Origin of the sequence: Flavobacterium sp. CFBP9031 (assembly GCF_034044945.1) — a bacterium.
Classification (GTDB): domain Bacteria; phylum Bacteroidota; class Bacteroidia; order Flavobacteriales; family Flavobacteriaceae; genus Flavobacterium.
In genome coordinates, this window is record NZ_JAXCWF010000004.1 from 271,581 (window position 1) to 288,289 (window position 16,709).

General features: G+C 33.2%; 17 protein-coding genes. 6 read left to right on the top strand and 11 right to left on the bottom strand.

Translation table 11 applies throughout. From position 1 onward, the window contains the following. Positions 1-5: 5 nt before the first annotated feature. Both SOM12_RS08990 and SOM12_RS08995 read left to right on the top strand, forming a co-directional pair. Entirely contained in the window at positions 6-1,808 is a 1,803-nt protein-coding gene (locus SOM12_RS08990; protein WP_320493130.1) for a RagB/SusD family nutrient uptake outer membrane protein, read from the top strand. 37 nt (positions 1,809-1,845) lie between these two features. Then, positions 1,846-3,417, top strand: a complete 1,572-nt coding sequence (locus SOM12_RS08995; RefSeq protein WP_320493131.1) for a DUF4957 domain-containing protein — start codon at positions 1,846-1,848, stop codon at positions 3,415-3,417. A 132-nt stretch (positions 3,418-3,549) separates the two neighbouring features. On the opposite strand, the gene SOM12_RS09000 is transcribed toward SOM12_RS08995, so the two are convergent. The 4 genes from SOM12_RS09000 to SOM12_RS09015 all read right to left on the bottom strand — a co-directional run bounded on the left by SOM12_RS09000 (position 3,550) and on the right by SOM12_RS09015 (position 5,901). Further along, on the bottom strand, positions 3,550-4,122 hold the full coding sequence (locus SOM12_RS09000; RefSeq protein WP_095929459.1) for a pentapeptide repeat-containing protein: 573 nt from the start codon (positions 4,120-4,122) through the stop codon (positions 3,550-3,552). Positions 4,123-4,147: 25 nt separating this feature from the next. Then, positions 4,148-4,348, bottom strand: a complete 201-nt coding sequence (locus tag SOM12_RS09005; RefSeq protein WP_095929569.1) for a hypothetical protein — start codon at positions 4,346-4,348, stop codon at positions 4,148-4,150. 70 nt (positions 4,349-4,418) lie between these two features. Beyond that, positions 4,419-5,336, bottom strand: coding sequence for a helix-turn-helix domain-containing protein (locus tag SOM12_RS09010; protein WP_320493132.1), 918 nt, complete (start codon positions 5,334-5,336; stop codon positions 4,419-4,421). 1 nt (position 5,337) lies between these two features. Further along, the gene (locus tag SOM12_RS09015; protein ID WP_095929461.1) at positions 5,338-5,901 is read right to left on the bottom strand and encodes a DUF6642 family protein; all 564 of its coding nucleotides are present in this window, start codon (positions 5,899-5,901) and stop codon (positions 5,338-5,340) included. A gap of 170 nt (positions 5,902-6,071) precedes the next feature. Between SOM12_RS09015 and SOM12_RS09020 the strand changes: the two genes are divergently transcribed. Continuing rightward, positions 6,072-6,677, top strand: a complete 606-nt coding sequence (locus tag SOM12_RS09020; RefSeq protein WP_320493133.1) for a nucleosidase — start codon at positions 6,072-6,074, stop codon at positions 6,675-6,677. 37 nt (positions 6,678-6,714) lie between these two features. On the opposite strand, the gene SOM12_RS09025 is transcribed toward SOM12_RS09020, so the two are convergent. The 4 genes from SOM12_RS09025 to SOM12_RS09040 form a co-directional block, all read right to left on the bottom strand. Continuing rightward, on the bottom strand, positions 6,715-7,536 hold the full coding sequence (locus SOM12_RS09025) for an SIR2 family NAD-dependent protein deacylase (protein ID WP_320493134.1): 822 nt from the start codon (positions 7,534-7,536) through the stop codon (positions 6,715-6,717). A gap of 692 nt (positions 7,537-8,228) precedes the next feature. Beyond that, on the bottom strand, positions 8,229-8,561 hold the full coding sequence (locus SOM12_RS09030) for a hypothetical protein (protein WP_320493135.1): 333 nt from the start codon (positions 8,559-8,561) through the stop codon (positions 8,229-8,231). Further along, the gene (locus SOM12_RS09035; protein WP_320493136.1) at positions 8,558-8,908 is read right to left on the bottom strand and encodes a hypothetical protein; all 351 of its coding nucleotides are present in this window, start codon (positions 8,906-8,908) and stop codon (positions 8,558-8,560) included. Before SOM12_RS09035 ends, SOM12_RS09030 begins: the two co-directional genes overlap by 4 nt. A gap of 95 nt (positions 8,909-9,003) precedes the next feature. Continuing rightward, positions 9,004-9,327 (bottom strand): hypothetical protein, encoded by a 324-nt coding sequence (locus SOM12_RS09040; RefSeq protein ID WP_320493137.1) that lies wholly within the window; start codon positions 9,325-9,327, stop codon positions 9,004-9,006. Positions 9,328-9,638: 311 nt separating this feature from the next. Here SOM12_RS09040 and SOM12_RS09045 point away from each other — a divergent pair, with 311 nt between their 5' ends. From SOM12_RS09045 to SOM12_RS09055, 3 genes are all read left to right on the top strand, one after another. Beyond that, positions 9,639-11,441: a glycoside hydrolase family 2 protein gene (locus SOM12_RS09045; RefSeq protein WP_320493138.1), complete on the top strand. Its 1,803-nt coding sequence runs from the start codon at positions 9,639-9,641 to the stop codon at positions 11,439-11,441. A gap of 87 nt (positions 11,442-11,528) precedes the next feature. Continuing rightward, positions 11,529-12,158 carry an MgtC/SapB family protein gene (locus tag SOM12_RS09050; RefSeq protein ID WP_320493139.1) on the top strand — a complete coding sequence of 210 codons (630 nt, stop codon included), beginning with the start codon at positions 11,529-11,531 and terminating at the stop codon, positions 12,156-12,158. 11 nt (positions 12,159-12,169) lie between these two features. Continuing rightward, complete coding sequence (locus tag SOM12_RS09055) at positions 12,170-12,691, top strand: GNAT family N-acetyltransferase (RefSeq protein WP_320493140.1); 522 nt, start codon at positions 12,170-12,172, stop codon at positions 12,689-12,691. 12 nt (positions 12,692-12,703) lie between these two features. Here SOM12_RS09055 and SOM12_RS09060 read toward each other — a convergent pair whose 3' ends face one another. From SOM12_RS09060 to SOM12_RS09070, 3 genes are all read right to left on the bottom strand, one after another. Further along, complete coding sequence (locus SOM12_RS09060) at positions 12,704-13,045, bottom strand: hypothetical protein (protein WP_095929468.1); 342 nt, start codon at positions 13,043-13,045, stop codon at positions 12,704-12,706. Between the two features lie 165 nt (positions 13,046-13,210). Then, positions 13,211-14,053 (bottom strand): DUF4249 domain-containing protein, encoded by an 843-nt coding sequence (locus SOM12_RS09065; protein WP_320493141.1) that lies wholly within the window; start codon positions 14,051-14,053, stop codon positions 13,211-13,213. 4 nt (positions 14,054-14,057) lie between these two features. Continuing rightward, the gene (locus SOM12_RS09070) at positions 14,058-16,676 is read right to left on the bottom strand and encodes a carboxypeptidase-like regulatory domain-containing protein (protein ID WP_320493142.1); all 2,619 of its coding nucleotides are present in this window, start codon (positions 16,674-16,676) and stop codon (positions 14,058-14,060) included. Positions 16,677-16,709: the final 33 nt, after the last annotated feature.

A 16,709-nucleotide genomic window follows, 5' to 3' on the forward strand; every position in this document is an offset into this window, starting at 1 on the left:
ACAAAATGAAACATAAAATAATAATAGCGGGATTGATTATTGCGGCTTTATTTAGTTCTTGCCAGCAATTTGAAGACGATTATTTAGATACAGAAGCGCCGTCAACATTAGAACCATCTTTGATATTTTCTGAAGTTGCACTTGCAAAAGGAGCTATTGATGGAATAAAAGTGCCATTCGCAGAGACCAATTCTTATAGAGGAAGATTTTTACCATATTATGGATTAAATACAGACACAGAATGGTACAATACTTCGCAAACAGCAGGAGATAAAGCAGATTTGTGTGTGTATGATGCGAAGCCAACTAATACTGAAATGAATACAAGTAATAACGCATATTCAATGATGTATTCAGGTATTGAGCGTGCGAATATTTGTATTAAGGGGCTACGTCAATATGGGAATCCTACGTCAGGATCAGAAATGGGACAGCTACTAGGAGAAGCTTTAACATTAAGAGCGATCTATTATGCCGATTTGCTTAAGTCTTGGGGTGATGTTCCAGCTCGTTTTGAGCCTATCACTACTGCGACATTATATTTGCCTAAAGCGAGTAGAGATGTTATTTACAAACAATTAATTGCAGATTTAGGTGAGGCATCAACATTAGTGGCATGGCCTAACGAAACTTCTTATACAAGTACGGTAGAACATGTAAATAAAGCTTTTGTAAAAGCATTTAGAGCACGTTTGGCCTTGGCGGCAAGTGGTTATCAGCAATATCCTGATGGAGTAAGAAGAAGTAGCGATCCAGAACTTTCAGTTGCCAACATGTATGCATTGGCATTAAAAGAATCTCGTGAAGTGATCCAAAGTGGTTCTGCTCGTTTAGAATCTACTTTTGAAGGATTATGGAGAAAATACAATGAAGAAAATACTGCTGCGGGAGGAGAATCGCTTTGGGAGCTTCCTTTTTCTGATGGGCGTGGTAGAATGTTATTCACTTTTGCGGTAAAACACACTGCAGCTGCTGATCAATTTCAAGCTAATGGAGCTAACCGTGGAGGTGTAGCAGGACCATTGCCATTTGTTTTCTATGACTATGATCAAGCAGATACACGTAGAAATGTTACTTGTGTACCTTACAAATATGGTGCAGCAGTAAATGGTATTGCAAAACAAGAATTGGGTACTCTAGATACATGGTATTTTGGTAAATATCGTTACGAATGGATGAAACGTTATGTAACTTCTACAAATGATGACGGGGTTAATAAAATGTACATGCGTTATGCTGAGGTGCTTTTAATAGCTGCTGAAACAGCAAACGAATTAGAAGGTCCAAGTGCAGCAATGCCTTATCTGAAAGAAATTCGTAGAAGATCATTTTCTACAGCAGATCAAGCAACTAAAGTTGAATCTTATGTAAATGGCTTAGCTAGCAAAGAAGCAATGTTTAATGCTCTTGTTGAAGAAAATAAATATGAGTTTACAGGAGAGATGGAACGTAAACAAGCGCTTATCCGTTGGAATTTGCTTAAAGCAAACTTAGATAAAGCAAAACAAAAAATGGCAGAATTATCTACTCGTACAGGACAATATGCAGATGTACCAGCGACTTTATACTATAAATATCAGGCAGATAATGTAAGTTTAGATATCTATGGACTTAATCGTGGAGAAACTACAAATCCAGGAGCATTGTATTCTTCTACTGCTTGGACATGGACAGGAACTGCTGCAGATGCTAAGATAGCATCATTGTATAAAGCAGGAGTGAACCCTGATGAGAGACAATTCTGGCCAATATGGCAAGTATTTCTTGATGCAAGTAATGGTCAGTTAAAAAATGATTACGGTTATTAAAATCTTTCAAAAAACTAATAATAAATTATAAGTTATTATGATGAAAACAATAAATATATTTAAAGGATTAATAACCGTATTATTTCTTTCAGTTGCAGTTTCTAGCTGTGAAAGTTATAATGAAGCGTTATTAGACGGTATAGGAAATACAAGAGAATTTTCTCCCATCGGACTTAAAGCTACTATCAGAAACTCGACCACGGTTGAGTTAGATTGGACGGTTAAAGCAGATGAAAATGCAGATCATTATGTAGTTGAATTTAGTGCCGATGATCCAAGCTTCGCTACAATTTATAAAACAATAAATGTTGCGCCTACAGAACTTCCTATAAAAGTAGCACTAGAAGGAGAAACGGTTTATTCTATTAGAGTAAAAGCAGTTACTTTTGGTTTAGCAGATTCTAAATGGTCGGTTATAACAGCTACAACATTATCAGAGCAGATCATGTTCCCTGTTCAAGATGCAGATATTCAGGCAACTCAAGTTACATTGAGATGGACTCCAAATAGCGCTGTAACACAAATTACTGCTATGCCTGGAAATATTGCGCACACCATTACGGCAGCTGAAAAAACAGCCGGGGTAGCTACACTTACAGGGTTAACACCAGAAACGGCTTACACTGCAATTTTATTAAACGGAACAAAGAAAAGGGGTAATGCAACTTTTACTACCGGAATAGACATTGGAACTGGAATATTAATTAAAGAGGGAGATGATTTCCTTCAAAAAATTATTGATGCGCCTTCTGGATCTGTTTTAGTATTCATGCCAGGTAATTACACGGCTCAAACAGGAACAATTGCGGTAAATAAAACTTTAACGCTTAGAGGTCTAAGACCAGAAAACAAACCAAAGCTAAAAGTTAATTTCACGTTGGCTAATAATCCGGCTAATTCAAGTGAAGTAGTTAACCTTTCTTTAATCGATTTAGATTTAAACGGAACTGGTACAACTGGCGGAGCAATAGCAATTGCTACAGCAGCTACTACAGGTTTAGGAGATGTTTTAATAAGCGGATGTTACGTTCATGATTATCCTTCTCAATTAATCTACGGAAATGCATCAGCAAAATTGAAATCATTCTCTGTGGATAATAGTATTATTGAAAATGTAAACGTTAATGCAGGTGCTGATTTTATTGACTTCAGAACTACTTATGTGGCAAGTATTTCTTTAACAAAAAGTACATTTGACACTTGTTCATCACGTGATTTCATCCGTTTAGATGCTGCTTCAGGATTAACAGGGACAGGATTAACAAGTAATGTGTTAATCGATGGATGTACTATCTATGCACCGACATTACCAGCAGCAAGTAGAATTTTGTACATACGTTTTGTTTCTAATTTATCAACAGTACGTAATACATTATTAGCAGTTGGATCTGCAGTGTACACCAATTCAACAGCAACGGCTGTTCCAGGATTTGCAAATAATAATAATTTCAATTCGCCTAATTTACAGATAACAACAGGTAACAATAGACCAGATGCTTCTGCAACTGTATTAGATCCTCAATTTACGAATGCAGTAAATGGCGATTTTACAGTTAAAAATCAAACATTAATTGATAGAAAAGTGGGAGATCCACGTTGGATAAAATAAAAATCGTGGTTGATTAAATAGAGAAAGCGGGATACAATTTAGTTTGTAGTCCCGCTTTTTTAGTTTTCAATCTCAGTTTTCAGTCACGGTTTTCAGTTACTGAAAACTGTGACTGCGACTGAAAACTAAAAATCATTCTATGGATAAATCAAATTTTTGAAGCAAACCCGCAAGTGCCGTATGGGAAACCTTTGTTCCTTTAATTTTATTTTCGGATGGATCAAAAGCATAATTTTTGGAAGTTCTGAAATCGGTTTTCTCCAAAATGCTTTCCACAAAAGTGGCCCCCGAAAGATCACAGTTTTTAAAAACAGCCAAAGATAAATCGGTATTAGAAAAATCAGTTTCTTTTAAAAGGCAATCTGTAAAATTGGTTTTCTTCAGTTTTTTATAAATGAAAGTAGAATAGTCTAAAACACAATCTTGAAAATTCATCGAAAATAAAAAACTATTGCAAGCGCTAAAATCCAACCCCATTAATTTACAGCCTATAAAATTGATGTTTTTTAATCCCGTATTTCTCAAAGTAGCCAAAGAAAGATTGCAGTTTTTAAAAGTGCAATCTAGAAAGTCGTTATGACTTAAGTCACTTTTAGAAAAGTTGCAATTAATGAATTCGCAGTTTACAAATTCGACATGGGCTAAACTCTGATCCGAATAATCAATCGTTTCAAAAGTTCGGTTTTGGTATAATTTTGATTCCATATAAATTTAAAAGGCTTGTAAAGTTTTATTCTAATTCGATACAATCGAAAATACTATTGTTTTGAAGTAATGCGGTTACATTCAGCTCGCTGTCAACTCTCAGAATGTTGTCGCAATCTTCAAGGTCAAAATTCCACAAAGAATTAGGCAATAATTCATTTAGGAGTACAGAGGCCGATTCAAATTTGGATGGGCTGTCAACAGAAGTTTTAAAAACATAAATCATAATTTGCATTTTTGAGGAAGCAAATTTCTGAAAAACACCCGCATATTTGTTAGGATTCTATAATCAATAATTAGGACTTATCAATCATTTTTCGATACCGAATAGGAGAGATTCCTTCTGCTTTTTTAAAAAATCGACTAAAGTAAGATTGATCTTCAAAGCCTACTTGCGTTGCGATTTCACCTACAGAAAGTGTGGTTTGAAACAATAAATATTTAGCCTCTAGCAATATGTTTTCGTCAATCCATTTTACAGCAGATTTTCCTGTTACATTTTTGACACATTTGTTTAAATGATTGGGAGTAACATTTAGCATCGAGGAATAGTAATTGACCTGATGTTGGGTTTTAATATGGTCATGAATCAATTCTTTAAATTTCCCCGTAATTGCTTCTGCCGCCGAAATACTTTTAGAAGTCTTCACCGCATTTTTATTCATTTCATAAAACAAAGTAATGAGATACGATTGAACAATATTTAAATCTGTAATCGTTTTTTCAGAATATTCCTTTTTCAATCGTTCCAAAATATTGGTAATTGGGGCAATATCTTCGGGAGCAAGTTTAATTTTGGGATCTCCTGAAATTTTTAGAAAGTCAAAATCATTGAGCAGTTCACGGCTGCCATATTTCCGAATCAATATATCGGGATGAAACTGGCAGATATAACCTTTATGAATGTTGTTAACATTATCAAGCGAAAAAATCTGACCGGCAGGAACCATAATCATTTCGTTATCGGTCGTGACATATTCTTGATAACCCAATTTCATAACATGCTGACCTGAAGAAATAAAAATCAAAGTATGGCAAGAATGTTTCGAAGGCGGAACAGGATGCTGCATCTGCATCATTTCTTCGATTTCCAAACAGAAAAAATGATCAGAATTCGATTTAAAAAGTAAATGAATAGGATTGTCTTCTCCTAAAAACTTTTCTCGAAATCCTTTTGGATTATAGGTTTTTATTTTCTCCGCCTGCTTTTTCATTCTAATAATATAATCTAAAATCAAGCAGTTTGCAGAGATTGTAATGTTTAGCATATAGATCTTCAACCACTTCAATTATATTGTCGTTTTCCTGATACAAGCTAAAAAAAGCTTTGTCAATCGTGCTACAACTGGCAATTTTATTGTAGGTAGAACCGTAGCCAGAAATGGCTCTTGCTCCAGTTATGTCTAAGAAATATTGCGCTTCTTCTTCGTTTAAATCTAAAACCTTAAGATTGGCAAAATGAATAATTTTACCTTTCATTTTTCCTTCAAACAATTCGGCAATTTCTTCAATGCTGTAATAATAATCGTGAAGGCAGATATTATTTTCCTGCCCAGGCATGGCTAAATAAATGATTTCATAATCTTTGAAATTATGATCTTCGTAAAGCAGAATATTCAGACTTTCTTCTAAACCTTCGATCGTATCGCAAGTTTTATGAATGCTCGAAATGCCTTGGTCTATGGCCAATTCTTCCAAACATTTTACCACATTGGTTTGGGTATGATCGTCTATATCTTTAACGCCTTCAAGGCAGAAAATAAATTTTTCACTATCCATGCAGTTATTCTTTCTGGTTTTAAATTTTTTACTGGTTCTCGCAAATGTATTTTTTATATCATAAAATCCAATAGCGAAAACAGACTTTAACGTCTTTTTTGGATTTTAAATTTAGGTTAGAGCATCGTAAATTTTTAAACGTATTTTTGTAAACCGAAAATAAATTACACATGATACAAATTAACCAAACGGCATCATTTGCTATTGAAGATATATTATTCTGTTTTGCGCTCGAATCTGAAGCAGCAGAAGTTTTTAAAGATCACAATGTCTTAATTACCGGAATCGGAAAAGTAAATGCAGCTTACGAATTGACAAAAGCCATTCAAAAGAAAAGGCCCTCTGTAATCATAAATCTAGGTTCGGCGGGAAGTAGCTGTTTTCAAAAAGGAGATGTAATTTGCTGTACCAAATTTGTACAAAGAGATATGGACGTTCGCGGTTTGGGTTTTGCTTTATACGAAACGCCACTTTCTGGTTTGCCGCCACTTTTAGAATATGGTTTGTTAATGGATAATCTTCAAGAAGGCATCTGCGGAACTGGAGATAATTTTGAAATGGGACATTGTTCAGACGCTTACAATGTGGTTGATATGGAAGCCTACGCCTTAGCTATGATTGCGATGAAAGAAAATATTCCATTTTTAAGTCTAAAATATATTTCTGATGGAGCCGATGATAATGCTGCAGAAGATTGGACGATTCAAGTTCATAAAGCAGCTATTGCTTACGGGAAAATTTTAGGATTGATAAAAGAATCAGAAGCCATTTCTTAGTTGAAATGGCTTTTTTGTTTATGCATAATTTTTTAAGTTAAATAATGCTTTTAATCATTTCCTTTATCATCTTTAAAGCTTCAGTTGACGTTTTACGAATAATTATTTTATTCTTTTTATCTTTTATCAAAGCCGTAAACTGATTGTCTTCTATATTAATATCGACGATAGTTCCGCCATATTTTAAAGTGGTTTCTGCAATTGCAACTGGTAAGTTTGTTGCTCCAGAAGTTCCTAGAATAAAAAGTATTCCAGAATTTTTGGCAATTTTCAAAGAACTGAATTTTTTATTTGTTTGTTCGTCATAATATTCGTCAAACCACAGAATATTTGGTCTCATCCAACTTCCACAACTTTTACATTTTAAAAGCTCTATTTCTCTTTCGGTTAAATCTTCATCAATCTCTTTTCCTTTTATTTCTTCAGGTAAATTTATAATTTCTCTGCAACCGTTTGAACACTTTATTTGTCTGTTATTTCCATGAATTTCGAAAATTCTTTCTGTTCCGCTTAACCTGTGTAGGTTGTCTATATTTTGAGTAATTAGATGAAATCTGTCTTTTAAAATGTTTTCAATTTCGACCAATTCGTAATGGCTTGCATTCGGCTTTGCATTTTCGAACATTTTTTTTCTAAATAATGAATATTGCCAAACTTCTTCAGGATTTTCTTTGAAGTATTTAAACGTTCCAAACTCTTCAGGTTTATGAAATTTTGTTCCCTTGATCCAAATACCATCAACACCTCTATAAGTCGGAATTCCACTTTCAGAAGAAATTCCGGCGCCCGTTAAAAAGGTAAAAAGGTTTCTTTTATTTTTAGTGGAAACTTGTTTTATTATGTCTTCTAATTGTTCCATGTTTAATGAAAAAGGGATGTTTTTTTGATTAAATATAGACTAAAATTTAATATCTAGAAATTCTGATTCTTTTATAAATTGTTCTTGCTTTTGAAATTTTCTTGCCTGTGGCAGATGTTTTTATTTTTATGAGTATTAATGTATTAATATAGGTATTGATTAGCTCCATCGGTTACAATTCCGTTAAAATATTTCCTTACCATCGCCTCTCCAAAACCTGAGCCTTAAAGATAATTATCAGTTGCTTTTTCAAAACGATTAACTAAAACAGCAGAGAAGCTAATTAACCTAATTCATTATCGTTGTTATCTGCAATAATTTCCGGATCACTGGCACCATTTATAGCGGAAGTTAACTGGACGTCTCTTTTTCTATTCAATAATTAAAATTTTATATTCTCTTTCAATTAGTTAAGTGGATATATTATAAAAACACCTAAATCTGTAACAATACTATTTATAAATGCAGAAAACCCCGCCAAGCGGCGAGGTTTTCTTTATGTTTTTTGTCGAGTTTCTTTACCTTCACGAGCAAGATGCTCGCCAGCAAGGGGCATTATAAGAAAAACTTACATATAATCTATCAGGAGTCATTAGTCTATTTGTCATCTTTATTGTCCACTAGCAACGAGTAAATTAAATACTCCTAATGAAGTAGCATTAATAAAACAAATCTACTTTCAATCAAACTTATTATTTGTATCCGAAAGAAAAATACATGGTTGTATCTTTTTTATGAATTGCAAAAGTATCTTCTCCTAGCTTTTTGACTATTGTATCTCCAATCTCAAAATCTTCATAATGCCAAGCAAATAAAGTATTCTCCTCACGATAAATTTCATTTTTATTATTTTTAATATTTTTTATTTTTAAATTCACTTCTCTACCATGATTTAGAGGCTTTTTTTCTAGAATAATAAAATTTAAATCCATATTTTGATAATAAGATGCTGATTTATTACTATCATATCTCTCGCAGGATAATTGAATTAGTAGAGCTAGTATAAATAGATTTTTTATTTTCATTTTTTCATATTATTATAAATTTCTGTAAAAGTCCACGATCTTGACATACCTTTTTGTGCGTTTATTCCCAAGCCTAATCCTATGCTTTTTGTTTCAACGCCGTAATTGGACTTTTCCGTCGCTCTTTCATTTGAAGAATATGAATATCCTCCTGTTAATCCAAGACCACGGCTATATGTTTTACTAGTCCCTCCTAAATTTTGAAGTAGACCACCAGGGATCGAATTCGAAAGAACTGAATTATCATTTTCAATATAACTGTCATGAAGATTTATACTTAGTCCAAAACTTATTTTAGGAATACCAAAACTTCCAATATCTCCAAATCCACCAACATATCCTTCCATATTGTTATGAATATCAATTACCCGATAAATTCTCCTACGGAAGTAAATCCAAAGGATTAATCTTTTTTAATTTTTAAATTCAAGATATGTTTGCTTTAATCGATAGTACTTTTTTTATAAAATAGATATTTCCCATTTCCTTTCCTGTAAATTCTAAAAATAGGAGTATTTGATTTTTTTGAAATAGAATCTCCTATTTTTAGGTCAAAATTATTCTTAAATGTAGAGTCAATTCTCAATCCATTTTGCAAATAAAATTCAGTCGTTCTTAATTGCCAATTATTTCGCTTTACAATAATGCTGTTAACCTCTAATCTTATAAATTTTTTATTCAATTGATTATTATATATAAGAAATACGGTCACTGCAGAAATGACAATGAGTAGTGGTAAAATTCTAAAAAGATTTATTTTTTTCATACTTATTTTTAATGGGAAAATTGGCTTAATACAGCAATATATTGATAATCTGCTTGAATATTTAGTAGTGATTTTTGGTTAAGGTTGGCAAATTTAATTCCAAATATATTAGTATTTTTCATAGAATAAAGATCAAACAAATCTGGTTTTAAAATTAGAAAAGCTTATAAATGCTAAATTGATAAGTATTTGATGGGTTATTTTTCAGTAATTTGGAATGTTTGTTAACTAATGAATTTGAGAAACTTTTTAACTTTATAATCTTCATATTTTACTAACTAAAGACTCTCAAAACCAAAATGATTTTAACTATGAAAAAGATAATAATGCTGTGTTGTACTTTTCTGTTAATGGGAAAAACAATAGCACAGGAAATTCCGTTGGTATCTAACATTTCATCTCGAAACAATATTACATTAAACGGAAAATGGAGATATATTGTAGATCCTCTCGAAAACGGATATTATAATTATCGTTTAGAGCCTTTTAAAGACAATGGCTTTTTCGAAAATAAAAAATGGAATACTACAGAGTTGAGCGAATATAATTTCGCAACCTCATCAGTTATGGATATTCCGTCTGATTGGAATTCGAAAGATCAAAGATTGTTTTTTTATGAAGGAACGGTTTGGTTTCAAAAAGATTTCAATTATAAAAAAGATGCCAAGACCAAAGGAATTCTTCATTTTGGAGCTGTCAATTATGATGCGAAAGTTTACGTAAACGGAAAACTGGCAGGAACACATATTGGCGGTTATACTCCTTTCAATTTTGATGTTACCAATTTATTAGTCGACGGAAACAATTTCGTAGTAGTAAAAGTCGATAACAAACGCCATAAAGACAATGTTCCAACGGTAAATATGGATTGGTGGAATTACGGCGGAATCACAAGAGACGTAACTCTGGCTCAAGTTCCGAATACGTATATCGAAGATTATCTAGTTCAATTGGATAAAAAAGAAAAAGGAAAAATTTCGGGTTGGATAAAACTAAACAGCGAATCAGCAAATCAAACGGTTTCTATTTCCATTCCAGAATTGAAAATTAAAAAAAGCGTTACGACCGACGCTAAGGGAATTGCCTCTTTTGAAGTCAAAGCTAATCCTGTTTTATGGACGCCTGAAAAACCAAAATTATATGATGTAACCATTTCTAAAGCAGATGAAAATATCGCGGATCAAATTGGGTTTAGAACTATTGAAACGAAAGGCAAGGAAATTCTCTTAAATGGAAAAAAAGTCTTTTTACGCGGAATTAGCATTCACGAAGAAGCGCCTTTTAGATCTGGAAGAGCTTGGTCTCAAGACGATGCCATTACGTTATTGACTTGGGCAAAAGAATTAGGCTGTAATTATGTTCGTTTGGCGCATTATCCGCACAATGAAAATATGGTTAAAGAAGCCGAAAAGATGGGATTAATGATTTGGTCTGAAGTTCCGGTTTATTGGACCATTTCTTGGACAAATCCTGATACCTATGCCAATGCCGAACGCCAGTTGCACGATATGATTTACAGAGATAAAAACCGTTGCGGCATCGTGATTTGGTCAATTGCAAATGAAACTCCGCATGGCGATGATCGAGATGTTTTCTTAAGCAAATTGGCAAAATATGCGCGTACGCAAGATAATTCTCGATTAATTAGTATGGCGATGGAAGTTACTTCGAGCTCCAATAATATCAATACGCTTCATGATAATATGAACGAATATGTAGATATTGTAAGTTTCAATCAATATTTAGGCTGGTATAGAGGAACCAATGAATCTTGTAAAGACATGCAATGGGTAATTCCGTACAACAAACCCGTTATTGTCAGTGAATTTGGAGGCGAAGCTTTGCAAGGTTTACACGGCGACAAAAAAGAACGCTGGAACGAAGAATATCAGGAAGAATTATACATTCAAAACACACAAATGTTTAATCGAATTGAAGGTTTAGCAGGAGTTTCGCCTTGGATCCTAGTTGACTTTAGATCGCCAAGAAGACAATTGCCCAATATTCAGGATTTCTTTAACCGTAAAGGTTTAGTTTCCGATCAAGGAATTAAAAAGAAAGCTTTTTATGTTATGAAAGATTGGTACGCAAAGAAAGAACAAGAATATAAGTAAGTTAAAAATTTAGATAAAGTGAAAAACCTTCAAAGTTTAATTTTGAAGGTTTTTTTGTAATTTTATTTGAAAAAATATAAAGCTTAAATGGAAGTAGAAATTATCATAAGATTGCTTTTAGCCGCATTTTGGGGAGCTTTAATTGGAGCTGAAAGAGAATATAGAGGAAAAGCTGCTGGACTTCGCACCACAATAATGATTTCTGTCGGAGCTTGTTTCTTTACCTTAATGTCCCAATGGATCGGAGGAGATGGAAATCCAGATCGTATCGCTTCTAATATTGTTACCGGTTTAGGTTTTCTGTGTGCGGGAGTAATCTTTAGATCAGACAATCATGTTTCGGGCATTACAACGGCAGCGACAATATGGTCGGTTGCGGCGGTTAGTATGGGAGTAGGAGCGGGATATTACTTTGCATCGGCTTGTGCGGCACTTATGATTCTTATAATTCTAACGATGCTAACTTTTCTTCAAGATAAAATTGACCTAATCAACGAACATAAAACGCTTCGAATAACCTTTAAGCGCTCAGATGCTGGTCATGCAAGATGTAAAGAGCTTTTTTCTACTTATGGTATAAAAGCTAAACTGTTAGTGCAACACCGTACTGTAGATCATATTATTTTAGAATGGCAGATACATGGTTCTAAACATGCTATAGAATCTTTGTATGGTTCGTTTTTGCAAGATCCAATTTTTGAGGAATTAGTTTTATAAAAATAAGAATAATGAATTTTAATTTACAACCTGTTTTAGAAAATGATCTTTGTATTCTATCTCCTTTAGAAGAAAAAGATTTTGATGTATTATACAAAGTAGCTTCCGATCCTAAAATTTGGGAACAGCATCCTAATAAAGACAGATGGAAAAAAGAAGTCTTCGAAAACTTTTTTGAAGGAGCGATTAAAAGTAAAGGCGCTTTTAAAATTATAAATAAAGAAACCGGAGAAGTTATCGGAAGTACACGATTTTACGATTTTGATCAAGAAGGCGAGAGCATTTTTATCGGCTATACTTTTTATGCTGTTTCGTGCTGGGGAAAAGGCGTAAATCAAAGTGTAAAAAAGACCATGCTGGATTATCTTTTTCAATATGTTTCAAAAGTAAAATTCCATATTGGTGCCGAGAATATTCGTTCGCAAATTGCGATTTCAAGAATAGGAGCCGAAAAAATAGCAGAGGAAGTAGTAGCTTATTTTGGAGAAAAACCGAAATTGAATTTCATTTATGAAATTGAGAAGCCAAATTAGAAATGAAATATTTTATTTTTTGTATCCAAACTTGAAATATAGTATGGTGTCTTTTTTATGAATTGTAAAAAAATCTTCGTTTTGTTTTTTGACTATTGTGTCACCAATTTCAAAGTCTTTGTAATGCCAAGCGAATAAAGTATTCTCTTCACAATAAATCTCAATCGTATTATTTTTGTTGTTTTTTATTTTTAAATTAACTTCTCTCCCATGGTTTAGCGGTTTCTTTTCTAAAATGACAAAATCTAAATCTATCCCTTCAAAATATGCTTCTGATTTGCTTCTGTTATACTTTTTACAGGAGGAGACTAAAACGAGACAAGATAATATAAACAGAGCTTTTTTTATTTTCATTTTTAAGAAATGATGCAGAGATTAGTGGCTAGACCATCAAGTCAACAATAAAGAAACTTTGATGTGTTCTTAATTAATTTGTACTAAAATATAGAAAAAAGTTGTTTCACTCAAATTTTAGAATAAATAAAAAACCACCTCTTTTGAAAGGTGGTTTTTTACTTCTTATTGCACCAAATAATCAATTTGATCGGCTTCGCACAATCTAAAATAGCCAAAGGCGAAATTATTAGTATCAGAAGTATTTATAATATTTCCTCTAATATTTCCTGGAGGTACAGAAAAAGGATTTGAACTGGAAGCTTCTAAAATTAATTTCCAGTAATTGAAGAAGTTTTTAGAAACGCCTCTATGTGTAATTGTAACCGTATTTCCAGATTTCATTTTGTCTTCATGAGAATATCTTGTACTGATTTCGTTTCCGTTATAAAATTCATCATTTGTAATTTCATATTCAGGATAAATCAAAAATGAAGCTTGATAATCGGTTACATAATAATTGATCTGATCTGCTGGGTCGTTGTAATAAAAAGTCAATTCAATGATATCTGTTCCGTCAAAATCAGGAACAATTTTTTGTTCAATTTTATTAATCGGAGTTACAGAAGTTAGTTTTTCAACTGCCGTAAAACTTTGCCCTTCAGCATTGATAAATAATTTATAATCGGCATCGATTACAGGAATAAAATTGGTGCATTTGTAAACTCCAGCCTCGGTTTCGTTAAAGGTAAAAACATCTCCGCTACTGTTTTCTACTCGTACTTGCGCACCAGAAACTTTTGGCGTAGAATTGTTGTAATAAGGAGCCGTTTTACTAATTTTTATAGTTTGTTCCTTTCCGTCAGTTCCTTTTTTCCACATTATTTCGGCATCGATAACCAGTTTCGTTTCGCCAGTTTCCAGATCCAGATTGACTACATCTTCGCAAGAAGCAAAAGAAAAAACAAAAAGAAGACTTATTAATGCCAATGCTCTGTTCATTATCGTATATTTTTTCAATTTATTCATAGCATTAAAATTTAAAATTATAAGAAACTCCAGGAACAATTCCGAAAATAGAAAGCCTTCTGGTTTCATTTGCTCCTGTATCTTCATTGGTTGTAAAACTCATAGAAGCCGCATTTTTTCTGTTGTAAATATTATAAAGGCTGAATACCCAATAGCTCTGCCATCCTTTCTTTTTGTCTGGTTTTGGCGTGTATGTAGCCGCAACATCTAAGTGATGGAAAAGCGGTAATCTATTTTCGTTTCTCAAAGAATAATTCGGAATATGAATGCCTCCCATTTCATAATACCCATTGGCATACGTTACCGGCTGTCCAGACTGTAACGTGAAATTTCCATTAAATGACCATTTTGGGTTCAATTCATAACTTCCCACAATACTCAAATTATGCAGTTTGTCGTAACCAGATAAATACCAGTCGCCATTTGCAATTCCTGGTTCTTCGGGAGTTCTCCCTGGCGTTTTTTGTTCTGCTCTAGATAAAGTATAAGAGACCCATCCAGTGAAAACGCCTGTATTTTTTCTGAATAACAATTCTAAACCATAAGATCTGGCTTTTCCGTTTAGAATAACTTGCTCAATATTGTTGTTAGCCAAAACATCAGCGCCGTCAATATAGTCAATACGATTTTGAACATTTTTATAGAATAATTCGGTTTCTAAAGAGTAATCTCCGTCTTTGAAATTTCTGAAATACCCCATCGCATATTGGTCCAAAAGCTGAGGTTTTGTAAAAGGTCCGCTTGGTGTCCAGATGCTCATTGGTAAAGGAGACTGTGTGTTTGATAAAATATGGATGTATTGTGCCATTCTGTTGTAACTTGCTTTTACAGAAGTTTCGTCGTTAAAAGCATAAGACAATGCAGCTCTCGGTTCAAAATTATTGAAAGTGCTGATTTTTTTTCCTTTTCCATAAGAAATGCTTCCGTTTGGAGTTCCTTCCTCATAAATATTGTATAAAGGATTATAGACAACAGCCTGACCGTTTTCGTAAGTGCTGATGGTTTCATCTCCTAAACGGTAAAACATGCTGTAACGAAGTCCATAGCGGAAAGTCAGTTTTTCTGTAATCTGATTTTCAAAATCGACAAAAGCAGAAGTTTCTAAAGCATATTTTTTATCCAACTGCATGTAATTAAACTGCGAATCTAAAGAAGTCGGTTTTACAACACCAGGATTAAAATTATAATACAAACCATCAATTCCATAATTGATTTTAAACTTCTCCGATTGTTGGAAATTCCAATTGTATTTCAATCCGTAACTCGCAATATTGCTGTCCCATTTAAAACTTTCAATTGGAATTTCTAGATTGAATCTGTAATCACTATAAAAAACGGATAAATTGCTGTTTAAACGATCAGTAAATTTATGTTTCCAATTTAAAATTCCCATTGTGCTTCCGTACGTACTTGCAAAACGATCGTTAATATCGAATAAATCATTTCCGAAATAACCCGAAAACGAAAGCGTATTCTTGGCATTAAAACGATAATTTAATTTAGCATTCAAATCATAAAACATCGCTGAGTTATTATTATCTGCCAATTTCAAAAATAAATGCGCATAAGAAGCACGCCCAGAAACAATAAATGAACCTTTTTCTTTTTCTAACGGACCTTGAACTAAAAGACGGCTGGAGATAATTCCAATTCCTCCATTTACTTTATATTCTTCAAAATCTCCAGTTTGCTGCGTTACATCTAAAACAGAAGAAACACGTCCTCCAAATTTGGAAGGAATCCCTCCTTTATATAAATCTAAACCGTTAATCATATCGGCATTAAAAATAGAGAAGAAACCAAACATATGCGAATCGGCATAAACCGGAGCGCCATCCAAAAGAATCAAATTCTGATCGGCAGCACCACCTCTTACATTAAAACCCGAAGAAGCTTCTCCCGCATTGGTAACTCCAGGAAGAGTCAAAATTGATTTTAATGGATCTGGCTCACCCATAGCAACAGGAATTTTTTTAATTTCCTGCATCGAAAGCTTATTAACACTCATTTGAGTTGCTTTAATATCGGCAGCTTTATTGTTCATTACAATAACTTCTCCCAATTGCTGGCTATCTGGATCTATGTTGAAATTGACTTTATTGTCATCTGTAACAGAAACTCGTTTTTCTTCATTTTTAAATCCAACATAACTTACTTGAACCGTGTAATTTCCGTCAGGAACTTCAATGCTATAATTTCCATTAACATCTGTTACAACACCTGTTTCCAATTCTTTAATAAAAACATTGGCGCCAATAACGGGTTGTCTTTCATCGTCAAAAATGCGACCTGTCAGCTTATTTTTTTTTTTAGCTGTTTTTTGAGTTTGAGATTTCTGTTTGACAAAAATATTATTGCCCGAAATAGAAAACTGTACAATCGAAGTTTGATTTAATTCAGAAATAATCTTCTCAATTTCGATAGTCTTAAAAGTGCTTTTTTTCGTAAAATATTTTTTATTCGTATCAATTTGATCTGTAAAAGCAAATTTAAAATCGGTTTGATTTTCAATCTGCTTGAAGAACTCTTTTAATGTCGTATTTTGATCTACAGTTATGGTAACGCTCTGAGCGGACATACATAAACTGAATAAAAAAAAGCATGCTGAAATTATATGCTTCATGAAATTTTGTATTTTTGAATATTATTAAATGGA